20 protein-coding genes and 1 pseudogene are annotated in these 26,660 nt (G+C 66.1%); 4 read left to right on the plus strand and 17 right to left on the minus strand.

Annotated elements, in window-relative coordinates; translation table 11 throughout:
* Window positions 1-88: 88 nt before the first annotated feature.
* From ACPCUW_RS31220 to ACPCUW_RS31255, 8 genes are all read right to left on the minus strand, one after another.
* The gene (locus ACPCUW_RS31220; protein ID WP_423428804.1) at window positions 89-2,896 is read right to left on the minus strand and encodes an aconitate hydratase; all 2,808 of its coding nucleotides are present in this window, start codon (window positions 2,894-2,896) and stop codon (window positions 89-91) included.
* A 182-nt stretch (window positions 2,897-3,078) separates the two neighbouring features.
* Window positions 3,079-3,831: a respiratory nitrate reductase subunit gamma gene (gene narI / locus ACPCUW_RS31225; RefSeq protein ID WP_423428806.1), complete on the minus strand. Its 753-nt coding sequence runs from the start codon at window positions 3,829-3,831 to the stop codon at window positions 3,079-3,081.
* Window positions 3,828-4,544 carry a nitrate reductase molybdenum cofactor assembly chaperone gene (gene narJ, locus ACPCUW_RS31230; RefSeq protein ID WP_423428808.1) on the minus strand — a complete coding sequence of 239 codons (717 nt, stop codon included), beginning with the start codon at window positions 4,542-4,544 and terminating at the stop codon, window positions 3,828-3,830. Before narJ ends, narI begins: the two co-directional genes overlap by 4 nt.
* Entirely contained in the window at window positions 4,544-6,172 is a 1,629-nt protein-coding gene (narH, locus tag ACPCUW_RS31235) for a nitrate reductase subunit beta (protein WP_423428835.1), read from the minus strand. Before narH ends, narJ begins: the two co-directional genes overlap by 1 nt.
* 37 nt (window positions 6,173-6,209) lie before the next feature.
* Window positions 6,210-9,899: a nitrate reductase subunit alpha gene (locus ACPCUW_RS31240; protein WP_423428836.1), complete on the minus strand. Its 3,690-nt coding sequence runs from the start codon at window positions 9,897-9,899 to the stop codon at window positions 6,210-6,212.
* 180 nt (window positions 9,900-10,079) lie between these two features.
* Window positions 10,080-10,886 carry a succinate dehydrogenase iron-sulfur subunit gene (locus tag ACPCUW_RS31245; RefSeq protein ID WP_423428810.1) on the minus strand — a complete coding sequence of 269 codons (807 nt, stop codon included), beginning with the start codon at window positions 10,884-10,886 and terminating at the stop codon, window positions 10,080-10,082.
* A 216-nt stretch (window positions 10,887-11,102) separates the two neighbouring features.
* Window positions 11,103-13,262, minus strand: coding sequence for a transketolase (locus tag ACPCUW_RS31250; protein ID WP_423428812.1), 2,160 nt, complete (start codon window positions 13,260-13,262; stop codon window positions 11,103-11,105).
* A complete protein-coding gene (locus ACPCUW_RS31255) occupies window positions 13,262-13,474 on the minus strand; it encodes a hypothetical protein (protein ID WP_423428814.1) in 213 nt (70 codons plus the stop codon). Before ACPCUW_RS31255 ends, ACPCUW_RS31250 begins: the two co-directional genes overlap by 1 nt.
* Before the next feature lie 254 nt (window positions 13,475-13,728).
* On the opposite strand from ACPCUW_RS31255, the gene ACPCUW_RS31260 reads away from it, so the two are divergent.
* Window positions 13,729-14,055 (plus strand): cupin domain-containing protein, encoded by a 327-nt coding sequence (locus tag ACPCUW_RS31260; protein WP_064902772.1) that lies wholly within the window; start codon window positions 13,729-13,731, stop codon window positions 14,053-14,055.
* Between the two features lie 111 nt (window positions 14,056-14,166).
* On the opposite strand, the gene ACPCUW_RS31265 is transcribed toward ACPCUW_RS31260, so the two are convergent.
* From ACPCUW_RS31265 to ACPCUW_RS31275, 3 genes are all read right to left on the minus strand, one after another.
* Window positions 14,167-14,571 carry a VOC family protein gene (locus ACPCUW_RS31265; protein WP_423428816.1) on the minus strand — a complete coding sequence of 135 codons (405 nt, stop codon included), beginning with the start codon at window positions 14,569-14,571 and terminating at the stop codon, window positions 14,167-14,169.
* Between the two features lie 759 nt (window positions 14,572-15,330).
* The gene (locus tag ACPCUW_RS31270) at window positions 15,331-16,911 is read right to left on the minus strand and encodes an adenylate/guanylate cyclase domain-containing protein (protein ID WP_423428818.1); all 1,581 of its coding nucleotides are present in this window, start codon (window positions 16,909-16,911) and stop codon (window positions 15,331-15,333) included.
* Window positions 16,912-17,176: 265 nt separating this feature from the next.
* Entirely contained in the window at window positions 17,177-17,503 is a 327-nt protein-coding gene (locus ACPCUW_RS31275) for a hypothetical protein (protein ID WP_423428820.1), read from the minus strand.
* Between the two features lie 1,501 nt (window positions 17,504-19,004).
* Between ACPCUW_RS31275 and ACPCUW_RS31280 the strand changes: the two genes are divergently transcribed.
* Window positions 19,005-19,832 carry a hypothetical protein gene (locus tag ACPCUW_RS31280; protein WP_423428822.1) on the plus strand — a complete coding sequence of 276 codons (828 nt, stop codon included), beginning with the start codon at window positions 19,005-19,007 and terminating at the stop codon, window positions 19,830-19,832.
* Window positions 19,833-20,878: 1,046 nt separating this feature from the next.
* Here the strand turns inward: ACPCUW_RS31280 and ACPCUW_RS31285 are convergent.
* The 5 genes from ACPCUW_RS31285 to ACPCUW_RS31305 form a co-directional block, all read right to left on the minus strand.
* Window positions 20,879-21,862 (minus strand): nitronate monooxygenase, encoded by a 984-nt coding sequence (locus tag ACPCUW_RS31285; protein ID WP_423428824.1) that lies wholly within the window; start codon window positions 21,860-21,862, stop codon window positions 20,879-20,881.
* A 48-nt stretch (window positions 21,863-21,910) separates the two neighbouring features.
* Complete coding sequence (locus ACPCUW_RS31290; protein ID WP_423428825.1) at window positions 21,911-22,384, minus strand: flavin reductase; 474 nt, start codon at window positions 22,382-22,384, stop codon at window positions 21,911-21,913.
* 180 nt (window positions 22,385-22,564) lie between these two features.
* On the minus strand, window positions 22,565-23,470 hold the full coding sequence (locus tag ACPCUW_RS31295) for a phosphatidylinositol mannoside acyltransferase (protein WP_423428827.1): 906 nt from the start codon (window positions 23,468-23,470) through the stop codon (window positions 22,565-22,567).
* Entirely contained in the window at window positions 23,467-23,604 is a 138-nt protein-coding gene (locus ACPCUW_RS31300) for a hypothetical protein (protein WP_423428828.1), read from the minus strand. Before ACPCUW_RS31300 ends, ACPCUW_RS31295 begins: the two co-directional genes overlap by 4 nt.
* A gap of 51 nt (window positions 23,605-23,655) precedes the next feature.
* On the minus strand, window positions 23,656-24,147 hold the full coding sequence (locus ACPCUW_RS31305) for a DUF5994 family protein (RefSeq protein WP_423428829.1): 492 nt from the start codon (window positions 24,145-24,147) through the stop codon (window positions 23,656-23,658).
* A 213-nt stretch (window positions 24,148-24,360) separates the two neighbouring features.
* Between ACPCUW_RS31305 and ACPCUW_RS31310 the strand changes: the two genes are divergently transcribed.
* Window positions 24,361-25,134: a TetR/AcrR family transcriptional regulator C-terminal domain-containing protein gene (locus tag ACPCUW_RS31310; protein WP_423428830.1), complete on the plus strand. Its 774-nt coding sequence runs from the start codon at window positions 24,361-24,363 to the stop codon at window positions 25,132-25,134.
* A 251-nt stretch (window positions 25,135-25,385) separates the two neighbouring features.
* Entirely contained in the window at window positions 25,386-26,309 is a 924-nt protein-coding gene (locus ACPCUW_RS31315) for a hypothetical protein (protein ID WP_146098572.1), read from the plus strand.
* On the opposite strand, the pseudogene ACPCUW_RS31320 reads toward ACPCUW_RS31315, so the two are convergent.
* Window positions 26,284-26,660, minus strand: a pseudogene (locus tag ACPCUW_RS31320) (hypothetical protein); the annotation flags it as partial. The gene ACPCUW_RS31315 and the pseudogene ACPCUW_RS31320 sit on opposite strands and share 26 nt — an antisense overlap.

The raw sequence follows: 26,660 nt of genomic DNA on the forward strand, positions 1-26,660 counted from the left end.
TCGACTCGGATCGGCGGTCGCGTGGTGGCGGCGGTTCGGTGCGCCGACGAGGCGCATGGCGTCATGTGGTCACACCTCGCTGTTGCGCTCAGTCGGTGAGCAACTGGCGTAGGACGTAGTGCATGATGCCACTGTGGCGGTAGTAAGCGGCCTCTGCGGGAGTATCGATGCGTACGGTGGCGGTGAATTCCCTTGCGTTTCCGGCGTTGTCGACCGCGCGGACGATCGCCTGACGCGGGAACGCATGTGCGGTGGCGGACTGCGTGAGCCCGGTGATCGAGTATGTTTCCTCGCCGGTCAATCCGAGTGTCTGCACCGATTGGCCGTCGGCGAATTGCAGCGGCAGCACGCCCATGCCGATCAAATTGGACCGATGGATCCGCTCGAACGACTCGGCCAGCACTGCCCGCACGCCCAAAAGGAGTGTGCCTTTGGCGGCCCAGTCTCGTGACGAGCCGGAGCCGTATTCGGTTCCGGCGAGGATCAGCAGCGGCACCCATTCGGCGGCGTATGCGGTCGCGGCATCGAAGATGCTCATCTGTTCTCCGTCGGGCAGGTGGCGGGTGACGCCACCCTCGGTGCCGGGGGCGAGTCTGTTGCGCAACCGGATATTGGCGAAGGTGCCCCGGATCATCACTTCATGGTTGCCGCGGCGTGAGCCGTAGGAGTTGAAGTCGGCCGGTGCGACGCCGTGCTGTTGTAGATAGGTTCCGGCGGGGCCGTCGCGTTTGATCGCTCCTGCTGGGGAGATGTGATCGGTGGTCACCGAGTCACCGAGCAGCGCCAATACCCGGGCACCGGTGATGTCTTCGATCGGTTGGGGGTCTCGGGTCATGTGCTCGAAGTAGGGTGGGCGGCGGACGTAGGTTGATTCGTCGTCCCAGTTGAAAACCTGGCCGACCGCGACGTCGAGATTCCGCCAGCGTTCGTCGCCGGTGTAGACGTCGGCGTAGCCACGGGTGAACATCTGCGATCGCAGGTTGGTGGCGACGACGTCGTCGATCTCCGCTGTGCTGGGCCAAATGTCGCGCAGGTATACCGGCGTTCCGTCGGGAGCGGTGGCCAGCGGGTCGCGTAGCAGGTTGACACGCATCGTGCCGGCCAGCGCATACGCGATGACAAGCGGTGGCGAGGCGAGGAAGTTCATCTGTGTTTCCGGATGGATGCGGCCTTCGAAGTTGCGGTTGCCCGACAACACCGAGCACACGGTGAGATCGCCGGCGGTGATGGCGGCACTGACTTCCGGGATCAGCGGCCCGGAGTTGCCGATGCAGGTGGTGCACCCGTAGCCGACCAGCGAGAATCCGAGCTTGTCCAGGTAGGAGGTGAGCCCGGCACGCTCGTAGTAGTCGGTGACCACCCGCGAACCCGGTGCCAGGGAGGTCTTGACCCACGGTTTCGCGCTCAGGCCCTTCTCCACCGCCTTCTTCGCCAGCAGTGCTGCCCCGATCATCACCGACGGGTTGGAGGTATTGGTGCACGAGGTGATCGCTGCGATCACGACATCCCCGTGATCGACCGTGGCGGTCGTCCCGTCGGGGAAACTCACTTCCTGTGGCGCGGAGCGCCATGGGTGTGCGTGCCCGCAATCGCAGGGCGCGTTCGGTCCGTCGACGGCTCGGTCGTGGTCGATGGCGATCGGGTCGCTGGCCGGGAACGACTCGCCCGAGGCCTCGTCCAGTCCGGCCTTCGCGGGCACGGGCGGTTGGCCGTCGAGCAGGGACGCGACGGCGTGCGGGGCCCGCGCCAGCGGGATGCGGTCCTGGGGACGCTTGGGCCCGGCGATGGACGGCTCCACCGTCGACAGGTCCAGCTCGATGCGCTGGCTGTAGTCGGGTTCGTGGTCCGGGTCGTGCCAGAGCCCTTGCTCCTTGGCGTATGCCTCGACGAGTCGTATCTGCTGCTCCGGGCGACCGGTGAGCCGCAGGTAGTCCAGGGCGACCGCGTCGATCGGGAAAATTGCGCAGGTGGAACCGTATTCGGGGCTCATGTTGCCGATGGTGGCGCGGTTCGCCAGAGGCACATTTGCCACGCCGGGACCGTAGAACTCGACGAACTTGCCGACCACACCGGTGTGACGCAACAACTCCGCGACGGTGAGTACCAGGTCGGTGGCCGTGGTGCCCTCCGGCAGCGCGCCGGTCAGCTTGATCCCGAGAACCTGCGGGATCAGCATGCTCATCGGCTGACCGAGCATCGCGGCCTCGGCTTCGATGCCGCCGACACCCCAGCCGAGTACGCCGAGTCCGTTGACCATCGGGGTATGCGAGTCGGTGCCGACGAGGGTGTCGGGGTATGCCAGCGGTGGTCCGCCGTCCGGATCGTCGCGGGTGAACACCACCCGCGCCAGATATTCGAGGTTGACCTGGTGGCAGATGCCGGTGTCGGGAGGCACGACGGCGAAGTTCTCGAAGGCCTGCTGCGCCCAGCGCAGCAGCTGGTAGCGCTCGACGTTGCGGGTGAATTCCAGTTCCGCGTTGATCGCGAAGGCGTCGGGCCGGGCGAAGACGTCGGCGATCACCGAATGGTCGATCACCAGCTCGGTCGGGATCAGCGGGTTGATCCGGCCCGGATCGCCACCCAGCGCGGTCATCGCATCGCGCATCGCGACGAGGTCCACCACGCACGGCACCCCGGTGAAGTCCTGCATCAACACTCGGGCCGGGGAGAACGCGATTTCGGTGGCACCGACCTTGTCCGGATTCCACGCGGCCAGGGCGCGGACCTGGTCGGCGGTGACGCGGTGGCCGTCCTCGCAGCGAATCAGATTTTCCAGCAGCACCTTGAGCCCGTAGGGCAGCCGGTGCGCGGTCGGAACGCTGTCGAGCCGGTAGATGGTGAACTCTCGGTCCTCGATCTTCCACGCGGCGCGAGCTCCGAAACTGTTGTCGCTCATAGCCGCTGCCCCACCGCTGCTGCGTCGGGGTGTTCGGTGCTGCGGTTCGGGTACGGCGATTCCGGCATGTGACGCGCCTCCTGATCAGGGGCTGCCGGCCATCGCCATCGCTGCGCCGGCAGCGTCGGGCCTACTGCTTCACTGTATGCCCCACGGTGCCGGATGAAACCAACAGTCTCGGCTCAGTATCGGCTGCCGATACTGCGCCAACGTCGTCCCGAAGTGCCGGGCTCGTGTGACACGGTCGCGACGCGGTCGCGGTAGACGATGTAGGGCCGCCACAGGTACCAGACGGGCAGACTCCACGCGTGCACGAGCCGGCTGAAGGGCCAGACGATCCAGATGGCCCAGGCTGCGGTGGCGTGTATCCGGTAGATCAGCGGTGCGCCGACCATCGAGCTCACCTCGGGGTTGCCGCCGAACAGTCCGCGAAACCACAACGCGACGGTGGTGCGGTAGTCGTATCCCTCGCCGATGAGGTTGACGAAGATCGTCGGCGCCACGCCGGTGATCACGACGATCAGCAGCAGGATCAGTGCGACATAGTCGACCGGGGTCGTGGTCGCGCGCACCCGCGGTACCAGCAACCGCCGCCCGGCGAGCACGATGATCCCCCCGATGACCAAGACCGCGGCGATCGTGCCCGCGGTGGCGGAGAACCACCGGTAGGCCTGTTCCGGGATGCCGAGCCGGCGGGTGAACGATTCGGGGACGAGAATGCCGATGACGTGACCGGCGATGGCGGCGAAGGTGCCGTAGTGGAAGATCGGCGCACCCCATTTGAGCAGGCGCTGTTCCTGCAGTTGTGTCGAGCGGCTGGTCCAGCCGAACTTGTCGTAGCGCCAGCGCCAGATATGTCCGACGACGAAGATGCCGATAGCCAGGTAGGGCAGCCCGACCCACCAGATGTAGTCGAATGCGCTGGGATCGTTCACCGGCGGCCCTCCCGGGAGCTGGCCACCGATTCGACGATGGGCAGCGCGGCACCGGCTCCGACACCGAAATCGCCACTGCCATTGAGGTATTCGGGTGGTGCGAACGGTGCACCGAGGCCGTCGGGCATCGTGGCGGCCAAGCCGACGTCCTCGCGCGGGGGGCCGGCCTCCCACGCACGATCGACCAGTGCACGTTCGCGGCGACTCAGCGTGGGCAGCCGCGCGGCCACCGCCTCGATGACCGCGATGTAGGGGGTGTCGGTGCTCGCCAGTGCGCGGTGCAGCAATTCCAGATCGGCGCGGTGGCGGCGCAGCAGCGCCTCGCCACGTGGGTGAAGATCGGCGAATTCCAGGACCAGCGGCAGGTAGTCGGGAAGCTCGGCGGTTGTCGGTTCGAATCCCGCTGTGCGGTAGGCGGTTGTGAATTCCAGGAGCGACATCCCGCGCATTCGGGTGTCGCCGTGGCGGTAGTAGGTCAGATACAGCGCGCAGCGGCGGCGCAGATCGAAGGTGGCGACGTAGTGTTCGGCTACGGCGGTGGGTGAGGTCGAGCGCAGCCAGGTCAGGAAACGGCCGAATGCGTCGCGTGAGGTGCGCGGGGCCGAGGCGGCCGCGGCGTCGAGTTCATCCACCCCGGCCCGCAACGACGCCGTCGGATACGCCAACAGGACCGAAGCCAGCTTGTAGACACCGACTCGGTCTCCTCGCGGCATCACGCGGTACCTCCGTCGGGAAACAGTCGCGGGGCGGGGCCGGTGCCGTTCCAGCCGAGCAGGTTGAAGTGGACTCTGCCGTCGTCGGCGCGGAAAGTCCTTGTGTCACCGACGTGCTCGGGCGGGTGGAATCCGGCGATATCCTGCGGCCCGGCGGCGCCCATGCCCGGGCCGCCGTCGGTGTCGAGGCTGCAGAACAGCTGCTCATGCTGGGACTGCAGCCGTCCGGCGTCCTCGGCATGGGCTTCCGGGATCACGTAGCGGTCATCGTATTTGGCGATCGCGAGCAGACGGTACAGGTCCTCGAGGTCGGCCTCCTGCGCGTCGACACTGCTCGCCAGGTTGTCCTCCGGCGGCAGGCCCAGCTGTGCTGCCCGCATCAGTGCCCGGATCGCGGTGAGTTTGCGCAGCGCCGCCCGCACCGGGCCGGCTTTGCCGGCGGTGAACAGGTTGGCCAGGTAGTCGATCGGGATGCGTAGCGCGTCGATGGTGGCGAACACCCGGTCCGGGTTGTGCGCGTCGTATCCCGCGGCGTGGACGACGTCGGCGACCGGGGACAGCGGTGGGATATACCAAACCATCGGCAGGGTGCGGTATTCCGGATGCAGCGGCAGCGCTACCCGATGCCGCACCGCCAGCGCGTAGACCGGCGAGCGGCGCGCGGCCGCCATCCAGTCGGCCGGGATGCCGGCGTCCTCGCAGGCAGCGATGACCTCGGGATCGTGCGGGTCCAGGAAGACGTCCAACTGGGCTTCGTAGAGGTCTTGGGGGTCGGTGGTCGTGGCGGCCGCCAGGACCTTGTCGGCGTCGTAGAGGATCAGCCCGAGGTAACGTAGCCGTCCCACACAGGTTTCCGAGCAGATGGTGGGCTGCCCGGCCTCGATGCGCGGGAAGCACAGTGTGCACTTCTCGGCCTTGCCGGTGCGGTGGTTGAAATACACCTTCTTGTAGGGGCAGCCCGATACGCAGAACCGCCAGCCTCGGCAGCGGTCCTGATCGACGAGCACGATCCCGTCCTCGCTGCGTTTGTACATGGCCCCCGACGGGCACGAGGCCACGCACGAGGGGTTCAGGCAGTGTTCACAGATGCGCGGCAGGTAGAACATGAACACCTGCTCGAACTCCATCTTCACCCGCTCGCCGAGACCGGCCAGGTTCGGGTCGGCGGAAGCGTTCTCCGGTGCTCCGGCCAAATCGTCTTCCCAATTCGATCCCCACCGCAGATCCATGTCGCGGCCCGTGAGCGAGGAGATCGAATGCGCGCTCGGGTTCGGTTTGCCGAGCGGTCCGTTGAACGCGGTCCGGTAGTCGTATGTCCACGGGTCGCCGTAGTCGTCGATGCTGGGCAGATCCGGGTTGTAGAACATCGACAGCAGTTTGCGGACTCGTCCACCGGCCGCCAGTCGTAGCCGGCCGCGACGGTCCAGGCTCCAGCCGCCACGCCACTGCTGCTGGTCCTCATACCGTTTGGGGTAGCCCATACCCGGCTTGGTTTCGACGTTGTTGAAGTACACGTACTCGGTGCCGGGCCGGTTGGTCCAGACTTGTTTGCAGGTTACCGAGCAGGTGTGGCAGCCGATGCATTTGTCGAGGTTCATCACCATCGCCAGCTGAGCCATCGGTCGCATCGCGGCTACCGCCTTTCCAGAAGTCGACACCTTCGCATCAGTACTGCACCTGCTGGCTGCGGCGCCGGATCACCGCCACCTCATCGCGCTGATTGCCGGTCGGGCCGTAATAGTTGAACGCGTACGACAATTGGGCATATCCGCCGATCAAATGGGTCGGCTTGATCACCAGCCTGGTCAACGAGTTGTCCGAACCGCCCTGCCAGCCCGAGATCTCCGAGTGCGGTGTCATCACCTGCCGATCTTTGGCGTGGTACATGAACACCGTGCCCTGCGGCATCCGATGCGTGACGACCGCCCGGCATGTGACGACACCGTTGCGGTTGCACGCCTCGATCCAATCGTTGTCGGCCACACCGATTTTCGCGGCGTCGACCGGGCTCATCCAGATTACCGGGCCGCCGCGGAACAACCGCAGCATGTGCAGATTGTCCTGATACTCGGAGTGAATCGACCATTTCGAGTGCGGGGTCAGGTAGCGCACGGTGACCTCGGGGCGGCCATTCTCGGCCAGGCCCTGCTCGCCGAAATGCCGGGCGTAGTCCAGCGGTGGACGGTAGGTCGGTAGTCCGTCGCCGTATTCGGCGATCCACTCGTGGTCGAGGAAGAAGTGCATGCGTCCGGTCAGCGTGTGAAAAGGCTTGCGGCGCTCGATATTTACGACGAACGGTGAATACCGCCGCCCGCCGGCCTCGGACCCGGACCATTCCGGGGAGGCGATCACCGCGCGGGGCTGGGTCTGGGTGTCAGCGAAGCTGATGTGGTCGCCCTCGCGTTCCTCGGCGAGGTCGGCCAGCCGCAGCCCGGTGCGGGCCTCGAGAGCCCGCCACGCCTGAACCGCCACGGCGCCGTTGGTCGTACCCGACAAGGCAAGGATCGCCTCGGCCATGTGCACGTCCCGAGCCAGCGACGGCCGCCCGGCACCGACACCGGTACGCACGACACCGTTGGCGTGACGCAGGTACTCCACCGCACCCTCGGGCACCCAGGTGATGCCCTTCACGGTGGTGCCGAGGGTGTCCACCAGCGGACCGAGCGCGCGCATCTTCCCGGCCACGGCGGCGTAGTCGCGCTCGATGGTGATCAGCTTCGGAAAGTTCTTGCCGGGCACCGGCGACGAGCGAGCGGTACGCCAGTCGTCGACGCGGCCGCCGGGCTGAGCGGTCTCATCCGGAGTGTCGTGGGTGAGCGGCGCCGCCAGGACATCGGTGCGTGTGCCGAGATGGGTCGCGGCCAGGCGTGAGAACTCTTCGGCGATGAGGGTGAACGCCTCGAAATCGGTGCGCGTTTGCCAGGGCGGGGCGATCGCCGGGTTGAACGAGTGCACGAACGGGTGCATGTCGGTAGTGGAAATGTCGTACTTCTCGTACCAGGTCGCCGCGGGCAGCACGACATCGGAGAACGTGCATGTACTCGTCATCCGAAAATCGATCGTGGTGAGCAGATCGAGCTTTCCGCGCGGCGCCTCCTCGCGCCACGCCACGTCGACCGGGCGGGCGTCCTCGGCGACCTCGGTGGCGCGGACCGCGTCGTCGGAACCGACCAGGTGCCGCTGGAAATATTCCATCCCCTTGCCCGACGAGCCGAGCAGGTTGGCCCGCCACACCGTGAGCACCCGCGGAAAATTGCGTGGGTCGTCGGGATCCTCGCCGGCGAACCGCAACCGCTCCGCCTCCACCTCACGAATGACGTAGTCGCGCACCGGCATACCGGCCCGCGCTGCTTCGTCAGCCAGATCGAGGGGGTTGCGATCGAAGGTCGGAAACGAAGGCGTCCACCCGAGCCTGGACGCCTGTGCGATGCAGTCCGCGAAGGTGCGCCCCGCGAATATGCCGCGGCCGAGCGGGCTGGCGAGTTCACCCGCATCGAAGCCCTCGTAACGCCACTGGTCACTGTGCAGGTAGAAGAACGACGTTCCCGTCATATGCCTGGTCGGGCGCTGCCAGTCCAGCGCGAACGCGACCTGCTGCCACCCGGTCAGCGGCCGTACCTTCTCCTGCCCCACATAGTGGGCCCACCCGCCGCCGTTGACGCCCTGGCAGCCACACAACATCGTCAGAGTGAAGAAGCTGCGGTAGGTCTGATCCGAGTGATACCAGTGGTTCGTGCCCGCCCCCATCGCGATCATCGACCGGCCTTGCGACAGTTCGGCGTTGCGCGCGAATTCCCGAGCCACTCGGATCGCGGCTGCCGCGGGAACCGAGGTGATGTGCTCCTGCCACGCCGGAGTGTATGGCTCAGCGGCGTCGTCGTATCCGGTCGGCCATCGACCGGGCAGTCCGGGACGCCGTACCGCATATTGCGCCATCAGCAGATCGAACACGGTCGTCACCACCCGGCCGGCGATACGAGTCACCGGAACCCCGCGGGTGACGACATCTCCGCCCTCGGTGGCACCGATATCGAAGCGCGGCAACAGGATCGGCACCGACTCACCGTGCGTGTCGTAGAGGGTCAGGCACGGATCGATATCGCCGAGATCGAGGTTCCACCGGCCTTTTCCGGCCTCCGTGTAGCGAAATCCCAGACTGCCGTTGGGGATACGGGGCCGGCGGGTAGCCGCGTCGAGCACCACCGTTCGATGTGCGGCGCCCTCGGCTTCCACAACGTCACCACCCAGGTCGGCCGCAGTGAGGAAACCGTCGGCGACGTAGCCGCCGTCGCGTTCGCGCAGCGTCACGAGAAACGGTAGGTCGGTGTAGGTCTTGACGTAGTCGGTGAAATAGGGAACTTGTCTGTCGCGGAAGAACTCCGACAAGATGACATGCCCCATCGCCATACCGAGAGCACCGTCCGTTCCGGGCGCGGCGGCCAGCCAGTCGTCGGCGAATTTGGTGTGATCGGAGTAGTCGGGACTGACCACGACGACCTTCTGACCGCGGTATCGCGCCTCGGTCATGAAATGCGCGTCGGGTGTTCTGGTGATGGGCAGGTTGGTGCCCCAGATGATCAGATACGACGAGTTCCACCAGTCACCGGACTCCGGCACATCGGTCTGGTCGCCGAACACCTGCGGTGAGGCCGGCGGCAGGTCGGCGTACCAGTCGTAGAACGAGAGAATCGTCGCGCCGATCATCGACAGAAACCGAGTACCCGCGGAGTAGGAGACCTGCGACATCGCCGGAATCGGGGAAAAGCCCACGATCCGGTCCGGCCCGTACTCCTTGGTGGTGTGGACATGCGCGGCGGCGATCAGCTCGCTCACCTCCGACCAGCTCGACCGAACGAAACCACCTTTGCCGCGCATCGACTTGTAGCGCGCGGATTTCGCTGGGTTCCCGGTGATTTCGGCCCACGCGCGCACCGGGTCGCCGAGCCGTGCGCGAGCCTCGCGCCACATCTCCAACAGCGGCGCTCGCACGTACGGATAACGCACCCGCGCCGGCGAATAGGTGTACCAGGAAAAGGATGCGCCCCGGGGACAGCCCCGGGGTTCGTATTCGGGAGAGTCTGGGCCGACCGACGGATAGTCGGTTTGCTGGGTCTCCCAGGTGATGATGCCGTCTTTGACGTAGATCTTCCACGAGCACGAACCGGTGCAGTTCACGCCGTGGGTGGAGCGCACGACCTTGTCGTGGCGCCACCGCTCCCGGTAGAAGTCCTCGGCGGCCCGTCCTCCGGCGCGCCGGACCTCGCGATAGTCCGGTGAGGGCGTCCCGGCAGTGAAGAATTGTGCCTTGCGCAGCAACGACTCCACCGGCTCGCCCGCGGGCAGCAGGGGCGCCATGCGGGCGCGATCACCGTTCTCGGGCGTTGTCATCCGACCACCACCTCGGATCCACAGCGTGATCATTCCTGTGCGACGGTCTCGACCCTACAGCGGCCGCACCCGTTTTTCCGGCCGAACCTCCGAGATCACGAACGACGCACGGCGACAGCGGATTTGCCCGGTCGTTCGTAGTAGTTGTCAGCGGTTGAACATGAGTGCGCGCTTGACCTCGGTAATCGCCTTGGTCACCTGAATGCCGCGCGGACAGGCCTGTGTGCAGTTGAACGTGGTGCGGCATCGCCACACGCCGTCGATCTCGTTGAGAATCTCGAGCCGTTCGGAGGCACCATTGTCGCGGCTGTCGAAGATGAACCGATGCGCGTTGACGAACGCGGCAGGTCCGTAATAGGTCTTCTCGGCCCAGTAGACCGGGCAGCTACTGGTGCAGCAGGCACACAGAATGCATTTGGTGGTGTCGTCGAAACGCGCCCGATCGGCCGGCGACTGCAACCGTTCGCGTTCGGGTTCGGGGCCGTAGGTGATCAGATAGGGCTTGATCTCGCGGTAGAGGTCGAAGAACGGTTCCATGTCGACGACCAGGTCTTTTTCCACGGGCAGGCTGCGCAGCGGTGCGATCGTGATCGTGGCCGGGGAGCCGTCGCGGTGCAGCAGATCTCTGAGCAGGATCTTGCAGGCCAGCCGGTTGATGCCGTTGATCTGCATGGCGTCGGAGCCGCAGATGCCGTGCGCGCAGGAGCGGCGGAAGGTCAAGGTACCGTCGAGGTAGCTCTTGATGTAGATGAGCAGGTTCAATATTCGGTCGGTCGGCAGTGCCGGCACCTGGAAACTCTCCCAGTACGAGCCGCGGTTGTCGTCGGGATTGAACCGGGCGATCTTGACGATCACCGGCACCGAGCCGTCGGGCACCGGCGCCGGTCTGGTGTGCGGGCGAGGTCCAGCGGAGACGGATGTGGTCGTGCCGGACTGTTCGGTGGCTTCTGTCATAGAACGTGTCACGCTCCTGTCGGCATTCGCGAAACGCAGATGAGACTGTTCAATGCGGTGTTCACAGCGTGGGCGACCCATGCGGAGGGCGGTGTACCCATCGTTGCCGGGGTGGCCGGCGCAGGCAAGGCCCGCGTTACGTCAGTGCGTGCACGGTGCCGTGATCGACGATCCCTGCCAGGATTGTTCGCGGCCGTATTCGTCGCACGGTGCTGGTCATGGCTGTGCGATGACCAGTCGGCGCGCGGCGGCGATAATGTGGCGCGCCGAGATGCCGGCGGCGTTCAATTGTTCGGCAGGGGTGCCGGAGCCGGGTAACTCGGTGACGGCCAGGTGCGCGCAGCGCGCCGGGATCTCGAGACGGGCCAACGCTGCCAGGACTGCGGCGCCGAGACCGCCTTGCGGGTAATGGTCTTCGACGACGACGAGCCGCCCACCGGTGTCATGTGCGGCTCGGGCGAGAGTGTCCGCGTCGAGGGGTTTGACGCTGTACAGGTCGATCACGCGGGCGCTGACGCCCTCACCGGTGAGGGCGTCAGCTGCATCCAGGCATTCGTGCACGGTGACGCCGGCACCGAGCAGCGCCACCACGTCGGCGTCACTGGCGCGCAGGATCTTGGCTCCGCCGACGGGGAAGCGTTCGTCGGTGTCGTACAGCACCGGGTAGGCGCCGCGGGTGGTGCGCAGGTAACACACGCCGGAGATGTCGGCCATGGTGGCGACCAGACTGGTGGTGGCGACGGCGTCGGCCGGGTAGAGCACGGTCGAACTGTGCACCGCCTGCAGGGCGGCGAGGTCTTCCAGCCCCATCTGAGACGGGCCGTCGGGGCCGATCTCGGTGCCGGCGTGCGAGCCGCACAGGTTGATGTGGACACCGGAAACACCGGCCATGCGGATGAAGTCGTAGGCGCGAGACCAGAACGCGGCGAACGTGGACGCGTAGGGCACGTAGCCGCGGGCGGCCACACCCACGGCGGCGGCGAGCAACTGTTGCTCGGCGATGAACATCTCGAAGAACTTCTCCGGATGCGCGTGCGCGAAGCGGTCCGCGCCGGTGGAGTTGCCGACCTCGGCGTCCAAGGCGACGATGTCGTCTCGCACACCGAGCGCGGCCAGCGCCTCACCATAGGCCACCCGGGTCGTGACCCGGGTTCCCCGCTCGTAGCGGGGCATCGGGATCGACGCCGCCACGGGCGTGGGGATCGGGTCTACGGGGGCCAGTGGCGGTGGGCTGACGCGTAGATCGCGCGGCCCGCCCAACGCGGCCACGGCGGCCTCGGCCGGCTCGGGCGGAAGTGGCCTGCCGTGCCAGCCGTTGCGGTCTTCGATCTCGGGAACACCCTTGCCTTTGACGGTCCTGGCGAGCACCACCGTCGGGGCGTCCGCGCCCCGGGCGGTGTGGAATGCCTGCTCGATCTGGGACAGGTCGTGGCCGTCGACGACGATCGCGCGGCACCCGAACGCTTCGACCCGACGCTGGTAGGTGTCGAGGTGCCATTGCAGTTCGGTGGGGCCGCGCTGGCCGAGCCGGTTGACATCCACGATCGCGGTCAGATTGCTCAACCGGTAGAGCCCGGCTTTGTCCAGGGCTTCCCAGATCGATCCCTCGGTCATCTCGCTGTCGCCGCACAGCACCCACACGTGGTAGGGCAGCCGGTCCAGTCGCGCGCCGGCCAGCGCGATGCCCACACCGTAGGCCAGACCCTGCCCCAGCGAGCCGGTTGCCACGTCCACCCACGGCAGCACCGGGGTCGGATGGCCCTGCAATCGAGACCCGAAACGGCGGAACCCCTCCACCAGTTCGGAATCGCTGACCACGCCCGCGGCTTTGAACATGGCATACAGCAGCGGTGAGGCGTGGCCCTTGGAGAAGATCAGGTGATCGTTGCCGGGATGCTCGGGCCGGGCCCAGTCATAACGGAGGTGGCGGGCCAGCAGGACGGCCATCAGATCCGCCGCCGACAGGCTGGAGGTGGGATGCCCGGAACCAGCGGCGGTGCTCGAGCGGATCGAGTCGACGCGCAGTTGCCGACTCAACTCGCCCAGCCACCGGAGTTGCTCAGCATCGAGCCCGGCGGCCGTCGTGGTGGTGTGATGTGGTGTCATTCTGCGGCGCAGCTCGACCGGGTAGTCGCCGTATGCCGCGGCGACTTCGTCGAGGTAGACCAGGACCGGGAAGTCGATCACGGGCTGATGATCGGCCAGAAACCGTGCGGTGTGTTCGACGATGCGCTGCTCGTCGCCGGGTTCGAAGCCCAATTCGGCCAGGACGCCGGGGTCGACGACGAATTCGGATTCCACGCGGTCGCCGCCCTCGTCGATGCGGACGCGGTATTCGTGATCTATCACTGGTTCGACACTCAGGTGGGCGGACATCAGTTCGACTTCCTCTCGGTGCAACTCGACGAAGGGCCGTCGGATAGGTGAGTGGTACGGCCGGGGCGGTAGTAGCCGGGATCGTGCACGTCGATACGGTCGCGGCTGGTCTTGCCCTGCAGATAGTCCTTGTACAGCGGCGGCCGGTCGTACGGACGGTGGGCTTCGTTGCCGACCAAGGGCACCGCACCCTCGAAACCCTTGTCGCGCAAGGCTTGCGCGGTTTCGTACCGGCAAGACCGGCACCGACTATCACTACCTTGTCCGGAACCATCGCGGTCACCGTCTCGATCCGGTGAGACGCTCGACGGGTCGGCGCGGTAGCGATGCATCGAGAACATGAGGGTGACGTTGATGTCGATGCCCTCGGTCGCAGAGCCGGTTACCGGGACCTGCCGGTCCGGGATCGGGTGGTGCGGGAAGATGACGAATCGAAGTGATGTCGGATGGGAGGCGAGGAGCGGTGATGGAGAAATTCTCGGTGGACGCGATGGCGCGTGAACTGTTGCAGCGAGCCGGTGCGGCCGCGGCGGGGCGCGCCGCGGACACCCTGTACGGCGGGCACGAGCATCGGCTGCGGCAGACCGTGGTCGCGTTGGTGGCCGGCGCCGAGCTGGCCGAGCACGACAATCCGGGCGAGGCGACGCTGCTGGTTCTGCGCGGACGAGTCCGGCTGCGCAGCGCGGACACCTCATGGGAAGGACGCCATGGTGACCTGCTGGTGGTGCCGCGGGCCCGCCACAGCCTCGAGGCGATCGAGGACAGTGCAGTGCTGCTGACGGTCGCGAAATAGTCTGGCCGGCCGGGCCGTTCATCACGATCGGCACCGGGCCGAGTCGGGTCCCCGCGGTCGTCACCGGCTGGTGCACGCACCGATACGACGCCGGCGCCGGATTCGCTGGTCTCACCGGAACCGGTCATCGATCACCTCGCGGGGAAGCTGCTGGGGGGTCGGGTGGGTGATCAGCATGCGGATGCCATCCGGGTCGACACCGTCGACGAAGGTGATTCCGTTGCGGGTGCGGGTGTAGGTGCTCTTGTAGTGCTCACGCAGGCGACCCTCGATCCGATGTAATTCGGCCTCGCTGTCGGCCGACCAGACGATCTGCTCGACACCGATACCACCGACCGGTAGCGCGCCGTGATGCCGGCTCAGACAGAGGTACAGCTGGAAACCGGAGGGCGTCAGGAGCAGCGCGGCGTCTGGTTCCCGCAGTGCTTGCGAGCATTCGAACACCTCGCGGTAGAAGCGTATCGAACGATCCAGGTCCGATACCCGCATGACATACGACGTCACGTTTGTGGCCATATGAACCCACCTTCACTCTTCCTGCCTCGGGTGTCCGACCGTCGGGCAGTGCACGAATCGGCCGATCCCGCATCATGATTCGGTGCATCGGCGCGTCCGGGCAGCCCTGCCGTCGAGTTCGGCGGCGAGCGATCCCGCGGCTCCTGTGACGGGACGCGTGCGACGGTGACGGGCGCTGCAGACAACGGTGAATCCAATCCCCTCTCGGTCGACATCCTCGACGGCCATGGTGGTGACGTACCCCGGCCGTCGAACGATCGCACCTGTCGGTGCATCGTTGCCGCGGCGCTGAGCGAGACGCCGAGGTGACGGGGACCGGATCCGCTGCCGATGGGGTGCGCCGAGTGATCCTGCGGGGTGCGCCACCGCACCTTAGTTTATACAAAATTTGGATGTATAAATAGGGCCAGTCTTGGGCCGGCGTTGTTGACGACCTGCTCGAGTGGTTGGGGCAGGAGACCGGGACGGCTCGACTTGATGGCATCGAACGCTGGCTGTTCGACAAGGGCGTACCCGGGAAAAGGAGCTGACGCCCGATCCCGAGCGATGACTGCCAGTCGACTCGTGTGTGAATGTGGTTGGCGCCGGGCAACACTGACAGCTACCAGATTGTCAACGAAGCGTTTTGTCGAATGATCGCCACATGCGAACGGGTCGAGGCGCTTTCGGATCAGCAGGGCTGGAACGGGTAGCACGGGTGCGGCGGCGCGGCCGTCGTCGTCGGCTGGACTCGTTGTGGTGCCACCGCCGGCGCGGTGGTCACTTGCCCGGGGGTGCCGGTGCTGGTCGCTGAATAGGGCGGGCCAGGCGGGTCGGGGTGAGCCGGCCTCTCAGGGTCACCGATTCGCCGAGTTGCCAGTGTTCGGCTTCGGCGGGGGCGGACGCGGCAACCGTCTTATCCGAGGTGAGGAGTAGGGAGTCGCGTTTTGCCAGTTCACAGAGGCGGGCGGCTTCGTTGACAGCGTCGCCGATCACCGTGAATTCGTAGCGCTGCCGAGCGCCGACATTGCCTGCGACAACACGGCCCTCGGCGATTCCGATCGCAGCGACGAAATCCGCGGCGTCGGTATCGAGTCTGGCGTGGATCGCGCGGCCGCACGCCAATGCGGCGCCCGCTGCGTCGGGAAGCGTTGCAGGCGTGCCGAATACGGCCAGCGCCGCATCTCCTTCGAACTTGTTGAGCAAGCCGCCGTGGCGCTCCACCTCGTCCACCACCACACTGAAGAAGCGATTGAGAATCGCGACCATCTCGGGTGCGGGCAGGGACGCGGCCATGGTCGTGGATCCGACGATATCGATGAACAGTGCGGCCGCCTCGACTTCGACGCCGCCGAGCGCGGCCGTGCCTGTCAGTGCGGCGTTGGCGACCTCGCGCCCTACGTGCCTGCCGAACAGGTCCCGGATCTGCTCGCGTTCGCGCAAACCGCCGACCATATTGTTGAAACCGCTTTGCAGTTCGCCCAGTTCGGTGCCGTCGTAGACCGCGAGTTCCAGATCGAATTCGCCCTTCTCCACCTCGCGCATCGCTCGGCGCACACCACTGATCGGGGCGACGGTCGCGGCCAGCGTCTGTGTCATCAGCAGCAAGCCGATCAGCAGGGTCGCACCGCCCAGCGAAAGCACGCACACTGCCAACCGGGCCGTGCTCACATCGTCGCTGCACAAAGCGAGCACCGCGAGCACCATCAGGCCCGCCACCGGGAGACCCGAACCGACCATCCACATCAACAACGATCGCCCGACGACGCCGATTCCGCGGCGGGAACGCGACTTCCGTGCCGAGAGCACTCGCGAGGTCACCGGTCGCAACGCGAATTCGATGATCAGATAGGTACTCGCGCACACCACAACCGCGCTGAAGGTGATCCCGAACGCGACCTTGGCGATCAGCCCGGGGTCGGCGAGTCCGGCGAGCAGCGTGAGCACAGCCACACCGCCGAACCACAGCACCGCCTGGATCCGCACCAGTCGCCGCGGCACTGCTGCGGCCGCAGCTTGTTGCCGTTCGGTGGGCACTACATCCGGGTCGAGGGCCCAGCCCAGCGCGCTCAAACCGCGCACAGTGCCCCACCAGACGCCGATCAACACGGCGACCACGGCATATACCGGGGCGGCGACGGCATCGACCAAGACGATCTTCTCAGCGAAGACGGAAGGTCCGGGGAGGACGAAACCGATCAACGTGATCGAGACGAATACGCCGGCCAGGTTGGCCAGCACGATCGGCACCGTCAACAGCAATTGCACGCGCAGCCGCCGAGTTCCCGCGGCTTCGTCCTCGCGTCCCAGCAGCCGCGACCCCCAAGGCGCTGCCTCGAGTGGGGTATTGCTGCGCGGCATACTCGGCCCGCCCTTTCTGGATCTACGTCGTACCGAGGGCCGGGTCGCCCGAAACACACATACTATGTCTCCGGCTCGCCTTCTCGCGCTTTGCGGAGCAGGCCAGGCCGGTCGCCGCACGACGCATCTGCGTGGACGAGAAAAGCCTCACCATATGGCGAATGCAGGGAGTCACGCGCAGGTCGCTACCCAGTGGCGCCCAGGTGCCCGCGTGTAGGTGGTGGCCACGTCGACGGCGAAGTGCAGGCGGCGGCGAACCGATCGTTCAAGCGGGAAGAGTGTCGCCGGGGAACCCGTGGCACGGGTGTACCTCGTAGTGCATCATTCCGGCTTGCACGCACGGGTCCTCGGCGAGGATCGCGGTGGCTTCTCCGGCAGGGACGGTCATGATCGCGACGCCTGCGATGGTGTCGGAGGCGACCGGGCACAGGACGGCGATCACGCCATCGGATCGAAGCGAGACCATGCGGCGCTGGTGCTCTAGTTCGATTGCGTTCGCGCCGTCCATGTTTCGGTTCGGTCCCCAGTGCAGCACGGACAGGCTGTAGGGTTTCGCGGTCGCGGCCAGCGCTTCAATCTGTTCGTCGGTCACGGTCGTGTTCAATGCTGTCTCCTCAGGTCGGCCGTGCTTTGCCTCCGCGACGATAACCGCCTCGGGATCATCGGGCAGCGGATCGAGTGCCGCGGTGGCAGTTGGCCAGGATCGCGTCGTGGATGAACTGCGACAGTCCCGGGGCCATGTTGTCGTAGTTGAGGCCGAGCCGGACAATTTCGTGCGGCCTACCACGGACACCTTCGACGGTTCCCCCAGTTCGAGCCACTGCCATTTCATGCGACCTCGCACAAGGCGCTCGGAGGCGGTGAATCCGCTGACAGTAACCTCTCCGATACCGACTGTAACGAGCAAGTAACGGTCAATGTCTACTCTGACGCGGAAGATATCGCCAAGGGTAAAGCGAATAGGTACATAAAATGCATCGTTCCCGCAGCGTACATCGCACGTGCTGATGACCGGGCCCCAACAAAACCGATTTGTCGCAGGAAAAGATGTCTGAACCTTGGTCATTCAATTCAGAGGACATGCATCTCCGTATCTGGCTGGGCGACATGGCCTTCGATTACATTGCCTCTTCTGTGGCGGTAGCCAATCTGATCAGCGACTGGCGTCGGAGGCCCTGGTACGCAATCGAACTGATCCGGATCGGCTACGACAATCCGCAACTGCCACGGTTGCCCTGCGCTCGATTGTTCCAAGGGCCATGAGAACGGGACACCTGGCAGTGGTGTCGAGGTGTCGGACATGTCGGCCTTTCGTGTCAAGGGATTTCGCGGGTGGCTGCCACCTCGCTGGGCACGGTCGTTGATATCGGCTCGATCGACGTCGGATGCGTTGATGGAGTTGAGGAATCCGAGTGCGTCTTCGGTTGTGCATCGATCTCGCCCTGGACCCATGGGTCGGGGCGTGGATCGGCGTGTGCCGCAGCGGTTGTCGTGACGAGTGCGGTGCCGATGCATTCGAACCTCCTCGACAATTGTGGTTTCGCGTCAGATGATCATCCGGACCGAGTGGGCGTCAACGGATGCCGCCTGGGGCGTGAGCGCATCCGACGACATCGCGAATCGTCTCCGCGGTCGCTTCCACCTTGTCCCCTGGTATCGCCTGGCGGGCGCTGCGCCACGCGCACAGCCAGGCGGACAGCGCCCCTGAAGCTGTCACCGAGGCGCGGCGGGCGGCCGTAGCCGCCGAGCAGTCAGCGCAGGAAACCACGCGCGCCAACGCCCTTGCCGTCGAGGCGAATCAGATCGCGCGCGTATATATGCGCATTTACTGGTTGGCGGTGTGGCGCGCGTCGCCCGATGAGGTAGCCGGGCGGTGCGAGGCGTCATGTCCGTCGCAGCGGGTCCGATGTCCCGGGCCGACGACGGCCGCGGTGCCTCGTGCCCAAAGACACACGGCGAGTGGCCCATCCGCCCTTTCCGAGGTGTGCCGGGGCGGCGCACAGTGAGGTTTGCCGCCTCGGTGTGGCCGAGGCGGGTGAGTCCTGTCGCTACGCGGAGTCACCCGGGGGTGAATCGATCGGAGGGTAAGGGCTATGGCAACGAATAGGGCGCCGTCGCAACGTTTAACAGTTGTGATGGTGGTGGCCGCGGTGGCGGTCGTGCTGGCCGCGGTGGCGTTGTATTTCTCACTGACGCGTGACGGCGGGGATGACGGTGCGGCGTCGGGAAGTTCGACCGCGGCTACGCCGGTCGTGCCGGGTCTTCCTCCCGAGACCGCATCATCCTCGCCGGAGAGCACGCCGGGTTCGCCGACGACCGGGTTCGCCTATCAGCCGCTGTGGCCGTTCGCCGGCGTCGAAGATGCGGCGGCGTGGCAGCGGGCCTATCGCGAGGGCGGGCACCAGCCGTGGCGGCTCGACGCCGCCACGATTGCGGTGATGTTCACCCAGCAGTATCTCGGTTATCGGAATGTCGACAAGGCGGTGACAACCGACGTGCGGGGCGAACAGGCATGGGTGAGTGTTGGTTTCGACAATCCGGGCGGTCGTCCGGCGGTCGCGGCTGTCCTGCACCTGGCCCGCATCGGCGCGGGCGGCGACGCGCCGTGGGAGGTGGTCGGCAGTGAGGACAGCACACTCACCGTCACCGGCCCGGCGTACGGCTCGACGGTGCGGTCGCCGGTCGTCGCGAGCGGACGGATCACAGGGGTGGACGAGAGTCTGCGCGTGCAACTGCGTCGCGTCGACGCCGCGCGACCGGTGGGCGAGGTCGCCGGGATCGCCGCCGGCGGCACCGACAGCCCCTGGCAGGCAACGGTTCCGTTCACCGCGGCCTGCCCCGGCACCCTGACGCTCGCGGTCTCCACCGGCGGCCACATCGCCGAAGTGGAACGCTTCGCCGTTACCGGGGTGTGGTGCTGACCGGACCGGAGTTCTCCCCGCGCGGACATACGTCACCGGTCCGTCGTGGGCTCGGCAGCAGGGCAGCGCCTACGAGCCGACAACTGCCGGCCGATGCTCCGGCAGCACGGTGGCCAGGTAGGGCTGTTTTTGCTGTGGCGCTGCTGTCCATCACCATTCCGTCTCACTACCCGGGGGCCGCCGTCGGCCGTGGCGCACGCATACCCGGCGACGGAGACCGCAAACAGTCCGATGTGGGCACGGGCGAGCGTGCCTGGCGAAAGCTGTCACTGAGGCAGAACGCAAAACGGCAAATGTGGTCGTGATCACCGAAGAGTTTTCGGTATCCACTGCGGCGAGCCCCGATGCCGGGCGTATCCCGGAGGGCACCGACCCGGCCGGTCGGGCAGATGCCGGGACCTGTTGGGGTGAGAGGCTGATCGCGGCGGTTGCCGACGACCGGGGAGATTCAAGGGCAGCAGCGCGGATTCGGACCAGTCCCGTGCTCTGCCCGGCGGGGCGCATAACCCCGCTAGGGTCACATCATCATCGGCATGTTCGGGAACATACGGTTCCACCAGTCGCGGAACATATCCATGAGTTGATTCATCATCATTGCTGTTCATCTCCCTTCATCAGCGATGTGCTCGGCATACCCCCGTACGCACACGTTGCACGTCGTACTTGCGTTCAACGCGGGATCAGTTCGTGCTGGATGTGCCGGGCAGTTGGGCGTGGACGTGTTCGGGTTCGGGTTCGGTGTACTGGATATAGGCGGGTCGTGGCCGGCGGTCCAGGCGTGGTAGAGGTCGACCGCGTACTTGGGTAGGACCGCGATCAACGCCGAAACAGCGATGGCCGGCCCGCCGGAGACGTCGATCTGGTGCGCGGACTCGAAGCCGACACGGTCCACACCGGCCCGCCCGAGCTCCGTGTGTCGACTACCGCTGCCCGCGTCGGCGAGTCGGCGCAGGCACAGTCGACTCGGCGGGCTCCCTGACTCACCTGGCCGCTTTGCGAACCGGCACCCAGACGGACCCAATCGCCGGCCTCCTCGCCGAACTGGTTCAAACCGCCAACTCGGCCACCGCCTGTTTCGCCGAAATCACCTCGGTGATGCGGAGCGCGGAGTCGCCCGCATACAACGCGGCCCGATCCGCGCACGCTGCCGGCGCATCCTCGGTCGGCACCATGGGACTGAACAATGGCAGCCGTGGGCGTTGCAGGCGCAGTATCGCGGCGTTCAGCCTCTCCGGTGTTACCCGCGCCAAAGGGCCACTCCAGGCATTGATCAGCGCGGGCACCCGCCGCGTTGCACCGTCCTGACCGCACCACCGCGCAGTCACGTTGTTCGGCACCACGCGATGGCGTGCGGGCCACCCGAGCCCGAACACCGTGGTCTCCAGAGTCGTCCGCGCCTCCAGCACCCGGCGCCGGTATTCGGGGTGAGCGCCGGACTCGTGGGTCAGCAAGAACCGAGTGCCCGCAACGACCGCTACCGCGCCGGCGGACAACGCCGCGGCTGTGTCCACGGCGGCGGCAATCCCTCCGGCGAGCAACACCGGCTTGTCGTGGGCAATCGCAACGGCGCGCGGGAGGAATTCGAGTGCCGGAACGGTCCCCACCAGATGGCCCCCTGCCTCTCGGCCCTGGGCGATCAAAGCATCGACACCCCACCCGACGGCAGCGCGGGTTTGCTCCTCGGTGCCGACCATCGTCAGTACGAAGATCCCGGCGTCGTGAAGCTCACGCACCAACGCGCGATCGCCACCGAAAGCCATCACGACCGCGTCGACTCTCGAGTCCAGACAGGCCCGGACGTGATGGCGACGCGCGAACGGCATCAGCAGATTCACCACCACAGCCCGCTCGGGAGCCTCCTCACGCACCCGGCTGATCGCGGCGCGCAGTTCGACTGGGGGCATCATGCCGATGGTCCCGAGCCCTCCAGCCGCCGCAACCGCGGCAGCGAGGCGCCCGCCTGCAATTCCTCCACCCATACCGGCCTGCACGACAGGCACATCCAGGCAGAGCCTATCCAGAAGATCCACATGTCAGACCCTATGCGCACGTGACCGCCGGCGTGCGCTGCACCCGAGTCACAAAGTCCGGTCGCCCACGCTGCATCGAGACACTTTCCGACCTATGTCGGTGGTCGGCCGCACGGCGCGGCCGCCGGTTGCGCTCGCGCAGCGTTGTCCCTCGGGCCGGCCGGGCGAGGGCCTCGATCTCCGCCTCCTGCCGATCGCGCACCCATCGAGTGCGCGCCAGGGGTGTAGTCGGGGCAGCCAGGCAGGGACGGCGGTGCGGTAGCGCTCGTATTGCGCACCGTAGCGTGCGGTGAGGGTCGCCTGTTCGTAGGCGAGTACGAGCGGTTGACCCGCGTAGGTGTCGAATTGCTCGACCTCGCCGATGAAGATGACGTGGTCACCGGCCTCCACCCGCTGCACCGTCCGACACTGAAAGCGGGCTATGCTGTTGTCCAGCAACGGAACTCCGGCAATACCGTCGTGGTGGGCGAGCCCGGCGAACTTGTCCACGGCATCACCATCTTCGGTCTGTGCGCTGGCCATGGCCTTCCGCGTGTACCGCGACTTCTTCAGCGGCGCAAAGGAATCGGCGGAGACGGCGCCGCAGGCGCGTCCAGGCCACGACTCGGTCGAAGGTAGCGAGTCTCGGTGCGTTCACTCAGCCGGGGTAGCGGGCGAGTGCCTGTAGCCAGTGCAAAGTCGGTGTCGATGCGATGGCGCGGATCAGCGGTGCGCATTGCTGCGCGCCTGCGCGCGGATGAGCTGGTCGGCGGTCCACAGCGGTTGCAGCATGTGCCAGTCGGCGGGGTGGGCGGCGATTCCGGCGGCGAACCGGTCGGCCAGAGCCTGAGTGGTCTGCTGCGCTCCGCCGGTGGTGGCGATCGGTGCGCCGACGTGAAATCCCCAGCCGGACGGAGTGAACCAGCAATGTACCGGCAGCAGCGGTGCGCCGGTGTCGATCGCCAGCCGGGCTGGACCGGCGGGCATGCGCGCCGGCTCGCCGAAGAAGGTGACCGGCACTCCGGCACCGGTCAAATCGCGTTCACCGAGCAGTCCGACTGTCCGTCCCTGTCGCAGCCGCGCGGCCAGCAGGTCGAACGGTGGGGCTGTGCCACCGGTGAGCGGGACGATCTCGAAACCCAAGCGTTCACGGAACCGGACGAAGCGCCGGAACAGCGATTCCGGCCGCAGTCGCTCGGCGACGACGGTGGGGGAACCTATCCGTTGCACCAGCCAGATCCCTGCCACGTCCCAGTTGCCGCTGTGCGGCAACGCCAGCACCGCGCCGTGTCCGCGGGCGAGCGCCTCGTGGATATGTTCGAGTCCGGTGGCTGCGGAGTCGACGGTCTCGGCCAGCCGCATCGGATCCATCGAGGGCAACCGGAAGGTTTCGCACCAATAGCGTGCGTAGGAGCGCATGCTCGCGCGCATGAGGTCGTCCGGCACCTGCGAGGGGGTAGTGTCCAGCACTCTGGCCAAGTTGCGCCGTAGCTGAACCGGACCGCCATCTCTGGTCGCGCGATCGGCCGCGAGACCGAACAGGCCCAGCGCCCACTGCTGCGGCAGGGCGCGCACCAACTGCCAACCGGCCGCGTAGCCGAGATCGAGTGCGCGATCCTTCCAGGTCAACGCTGGTCCTCGGAGCTCCATCGGCGCTCCGCCTCCGCTCGTGTGGTGCGATCTCGTCGTTCTCCGGGACTGATCATCAGCAGTTCGTCCACGGTGGGTCGCCGGTGGCGGAAGCGGCGTTCCTTGCGGGTCATAGCGACGTTCCTGCCTCAGAGGTGTATCAGCCGCGTCCCGGTGTCCATGATCTACTCCTGCTGCAGGGTGAAGGCGTCCGCCATCGCGGAGTGGGCGGTACGGCTGTCGGTGGATGGAAGGATCACGCGTAGCACCGTGACGGCGGAATTGGAGCCGGCGACGTACATCGTGTTCCGCAACCGGAACCGGTACGGCTCGAGGCCGATCGAATGTTCTGCCACTGTCACCTGCCGTGGCGGTGGGGACCAGCTGTCCGGATCGTAGACGATCCGATCGACCCGGCCCAGCCGAGTTGTCAAGGCCGCCAACAGTTCTGGAAGCTCGGTAGCGAGATCGGTAGACCTGGGCCACCACGCGCCGTCGATGTTGTCCGAATGGCGGTCTTCCGGCTTCAGCCGCAGTCGCGGTGGATGGTGGGTGGCCGCAGGTTCGTGAAGTCGGTTCGAGGGTTGAGCCGGGGCGTTCGAGGTGTGTTCGGGAAAGGGGTCGAGATAGTGCCGGATCGCTTCCTGGAAGGCCTCGGTCTTGTGAGCGATTGCCATAGTGACCGGTCCTTTGCTCGTCGAGATGGAGCGTGGTGGCCGAAATAATCGGCACTCGACCTGTGCCCGATTTCGCATCGACAGCTCGGGACGCTGTGGTCGGTGCTGACAGATATGCGGTCCCTCCAGTAGACGCCCATGTAAAGGTGATGTCAACGCTGTAGGTCTACACTTCATCGCTACAGCATTTCCGGCAGTGAGCGAGGCTGTGCCATGGACGAATCGTCACCGGACCGCCAGGGTTTCGCGGACGGTACCCACGCGGATCGTGCCGCGAACGGTCGTGTGGCCGGCCAGGTCACGCGTGCCGGCGTGCTGGCGGCCGCACTGGCGATTGTCGATAACGACGGCGTCGAGGGGTTATCGATGCGCCGTTTGGCCGACGTGGTGGGCCGGGACCCGATGGTGATCTACCGGCATGTACCGAACAAGGCGGCGGTGCTCGACGGTGTGGCCGAGCTCGTCTTGGGGCAACTGAGAGTGGACAGTTCCGACCCGGATTGGGGCGGCCGATTGCGGATAGTCGCTCGCGATTTCCGCGAACTGGCGCTGTCACATCCGCGGGTGGTGCCATTGCTGGTGACGCGACCACTGGCAACGCCGCTCGGGCAGCGTTCCCAGGCGGTGTTACGGCCGCTGGAGGACGTACTGGCATTGCTCACCCGTGCCGGTTTCTCCGGTGCCGACGCGCTGCATATCTATCGCGCTCTGTTCGGTTTCCTTTATGGCCATGTCCTCAATGAGCTGCAGGAATTGGTGGAACGTCCGGAAGAGTCCGACGAAGTATTGCGACTCGGCCTGCATCGGCTGCCGGTCACCGAGTTCCCGTTACTGCGCCAACTCGCGCCGGTGCTGGCCGACTACGACGGTGAAGCCGAGTTGGAACGCGGGCTCGACATCCTGCTGGCCGGCCTTACAGCCACCCTGCCGAAGCCTGGCGAGGGTGCCACTGCACTCGATGTCACCGTCGACAGGGGAAAGACGTGACCATCGAGGTTTGTCGGCGACCGATATCGTTCTCTCGCGCGAGGTACTCGCACTGCGCTCGGGTCGCATCGAGTAGCGACCCGAGGGCGGTGAGGGCAGTACCGCCCGCCGCCACCTCCCCTGAAGAGTTCACGCTCTAGGTGCAACAAAGTGGGGCGAAGGCGGCCCTGCACTCAGCGCTGATCGGCGGCCGGGCCCGCAATCGTGTTCACCGGTGGGGGTTCGATCTGAGCTTTCGTATGCTCGGGAGCGTGGTCGAGATCAACTCTGCCGCCGCCATGGTGCAGGTTCTGCGTCGCGTGGGTGCCTCTGTCGATGATGTTGCGCGCATCCTCTCTCGGGATACGGAGGCAATCGCTCGCAGGGTGCGGAGCACCAAGGGCGTGCTTGAAAATGCAGACAGTGACGTTGCATCGGCCGTTCGCAGTACCGTCGCCGACCACCGCAAGGCGTCTTCGCACTACTCGGGGATCTACCCGGGCAGGTGGCACCAACTCTCGGTACGTCGGGTCGAGAACGGCCCCGCGCGGGTGGCCGACGAGCTCGAGCGAATCTACCGGGCCGGAGACAGATCACGGTGGGCCAATTACGACCCCAAGCTATTCCAGCAAGGCCACCGTTCGCTCGAAATGTGGTTGAAGACCGAGGGCCCGTTGGCGCCGCTGAGCGAGCATTACGGCCTGAACTGCTGGGAGATGGTCACTTACGCTGCGACACGAGCGGGCGTCTTGGACAAACCTCGACTACGCGAATTGATCGAACTGCGGCGACGTCCCGACGGCACCTGGAATGGTGACCATCTCGACATGTGGCTGCAGCGGATGGGGGACTGGCTGATTCCTGAGGGCCGGCGCACATATACCGGCGCGCCCGGTGGCCCGGTGCCGGAGCGGGGCGACATTGTGATGTGGAACGCGAATGCCGAACATGTCACCGTGGCAACCGGACGTACGGGAGCGGATGGGTCTCCGGAGCTCTATTCGTCCTGGTACCTGCCGAAACATCCGCTGACGTGGGATGAAGTCACCAAGTCCTTTTCCCAGGTCACGGATTCGGTGCAGATCACGACGGTCGATGAGTTGACGAAAGGGATGTACGCCTTGCGTTACAAGGGGGAGCCCTGCTACGACCCGACTGTACCTTTCGAGATCATTTTCGGGCGCGGCCCGTGGTGAGTGGCGGCAGGTTCGTTCCGGTTGCGGGGCGGAGTGGGCGGGCAGGGTTTTCGCCGGCGTCGAGCCCACGAAAACTCGTCGGGCCCGGATCGTCCACCACGAGCAGGACCCAACGACCGACGCCACCGCCGAAAGTGCCTGGAATACCTGCTACCACAACTAGGTCGTGTCTCCCAAATGATGTGAGCCATTCGACGATGAGAGCCAGTGTGAATCCGGCGCGGTAGGTCAGGGCGAGCTTGTCGTAGCGAGCCGCGACTGCGCGCCAGTGTTCGGCCTTGTCGAACGCGAGCTCGACCACGTTGCGTCGTGTGTATTCGACCTTGCCGAAGCCTGGCGGCCGTCCACCGA

Source organism: Nocardia sp. AB354 (assembly GCF_049538315.1).
Lineage (GTDB): Bacteria > Actinomycetota > Actinomycetes > Mycobacteriales > Mycobacteriaceae > Nocardia > Nocardia nova.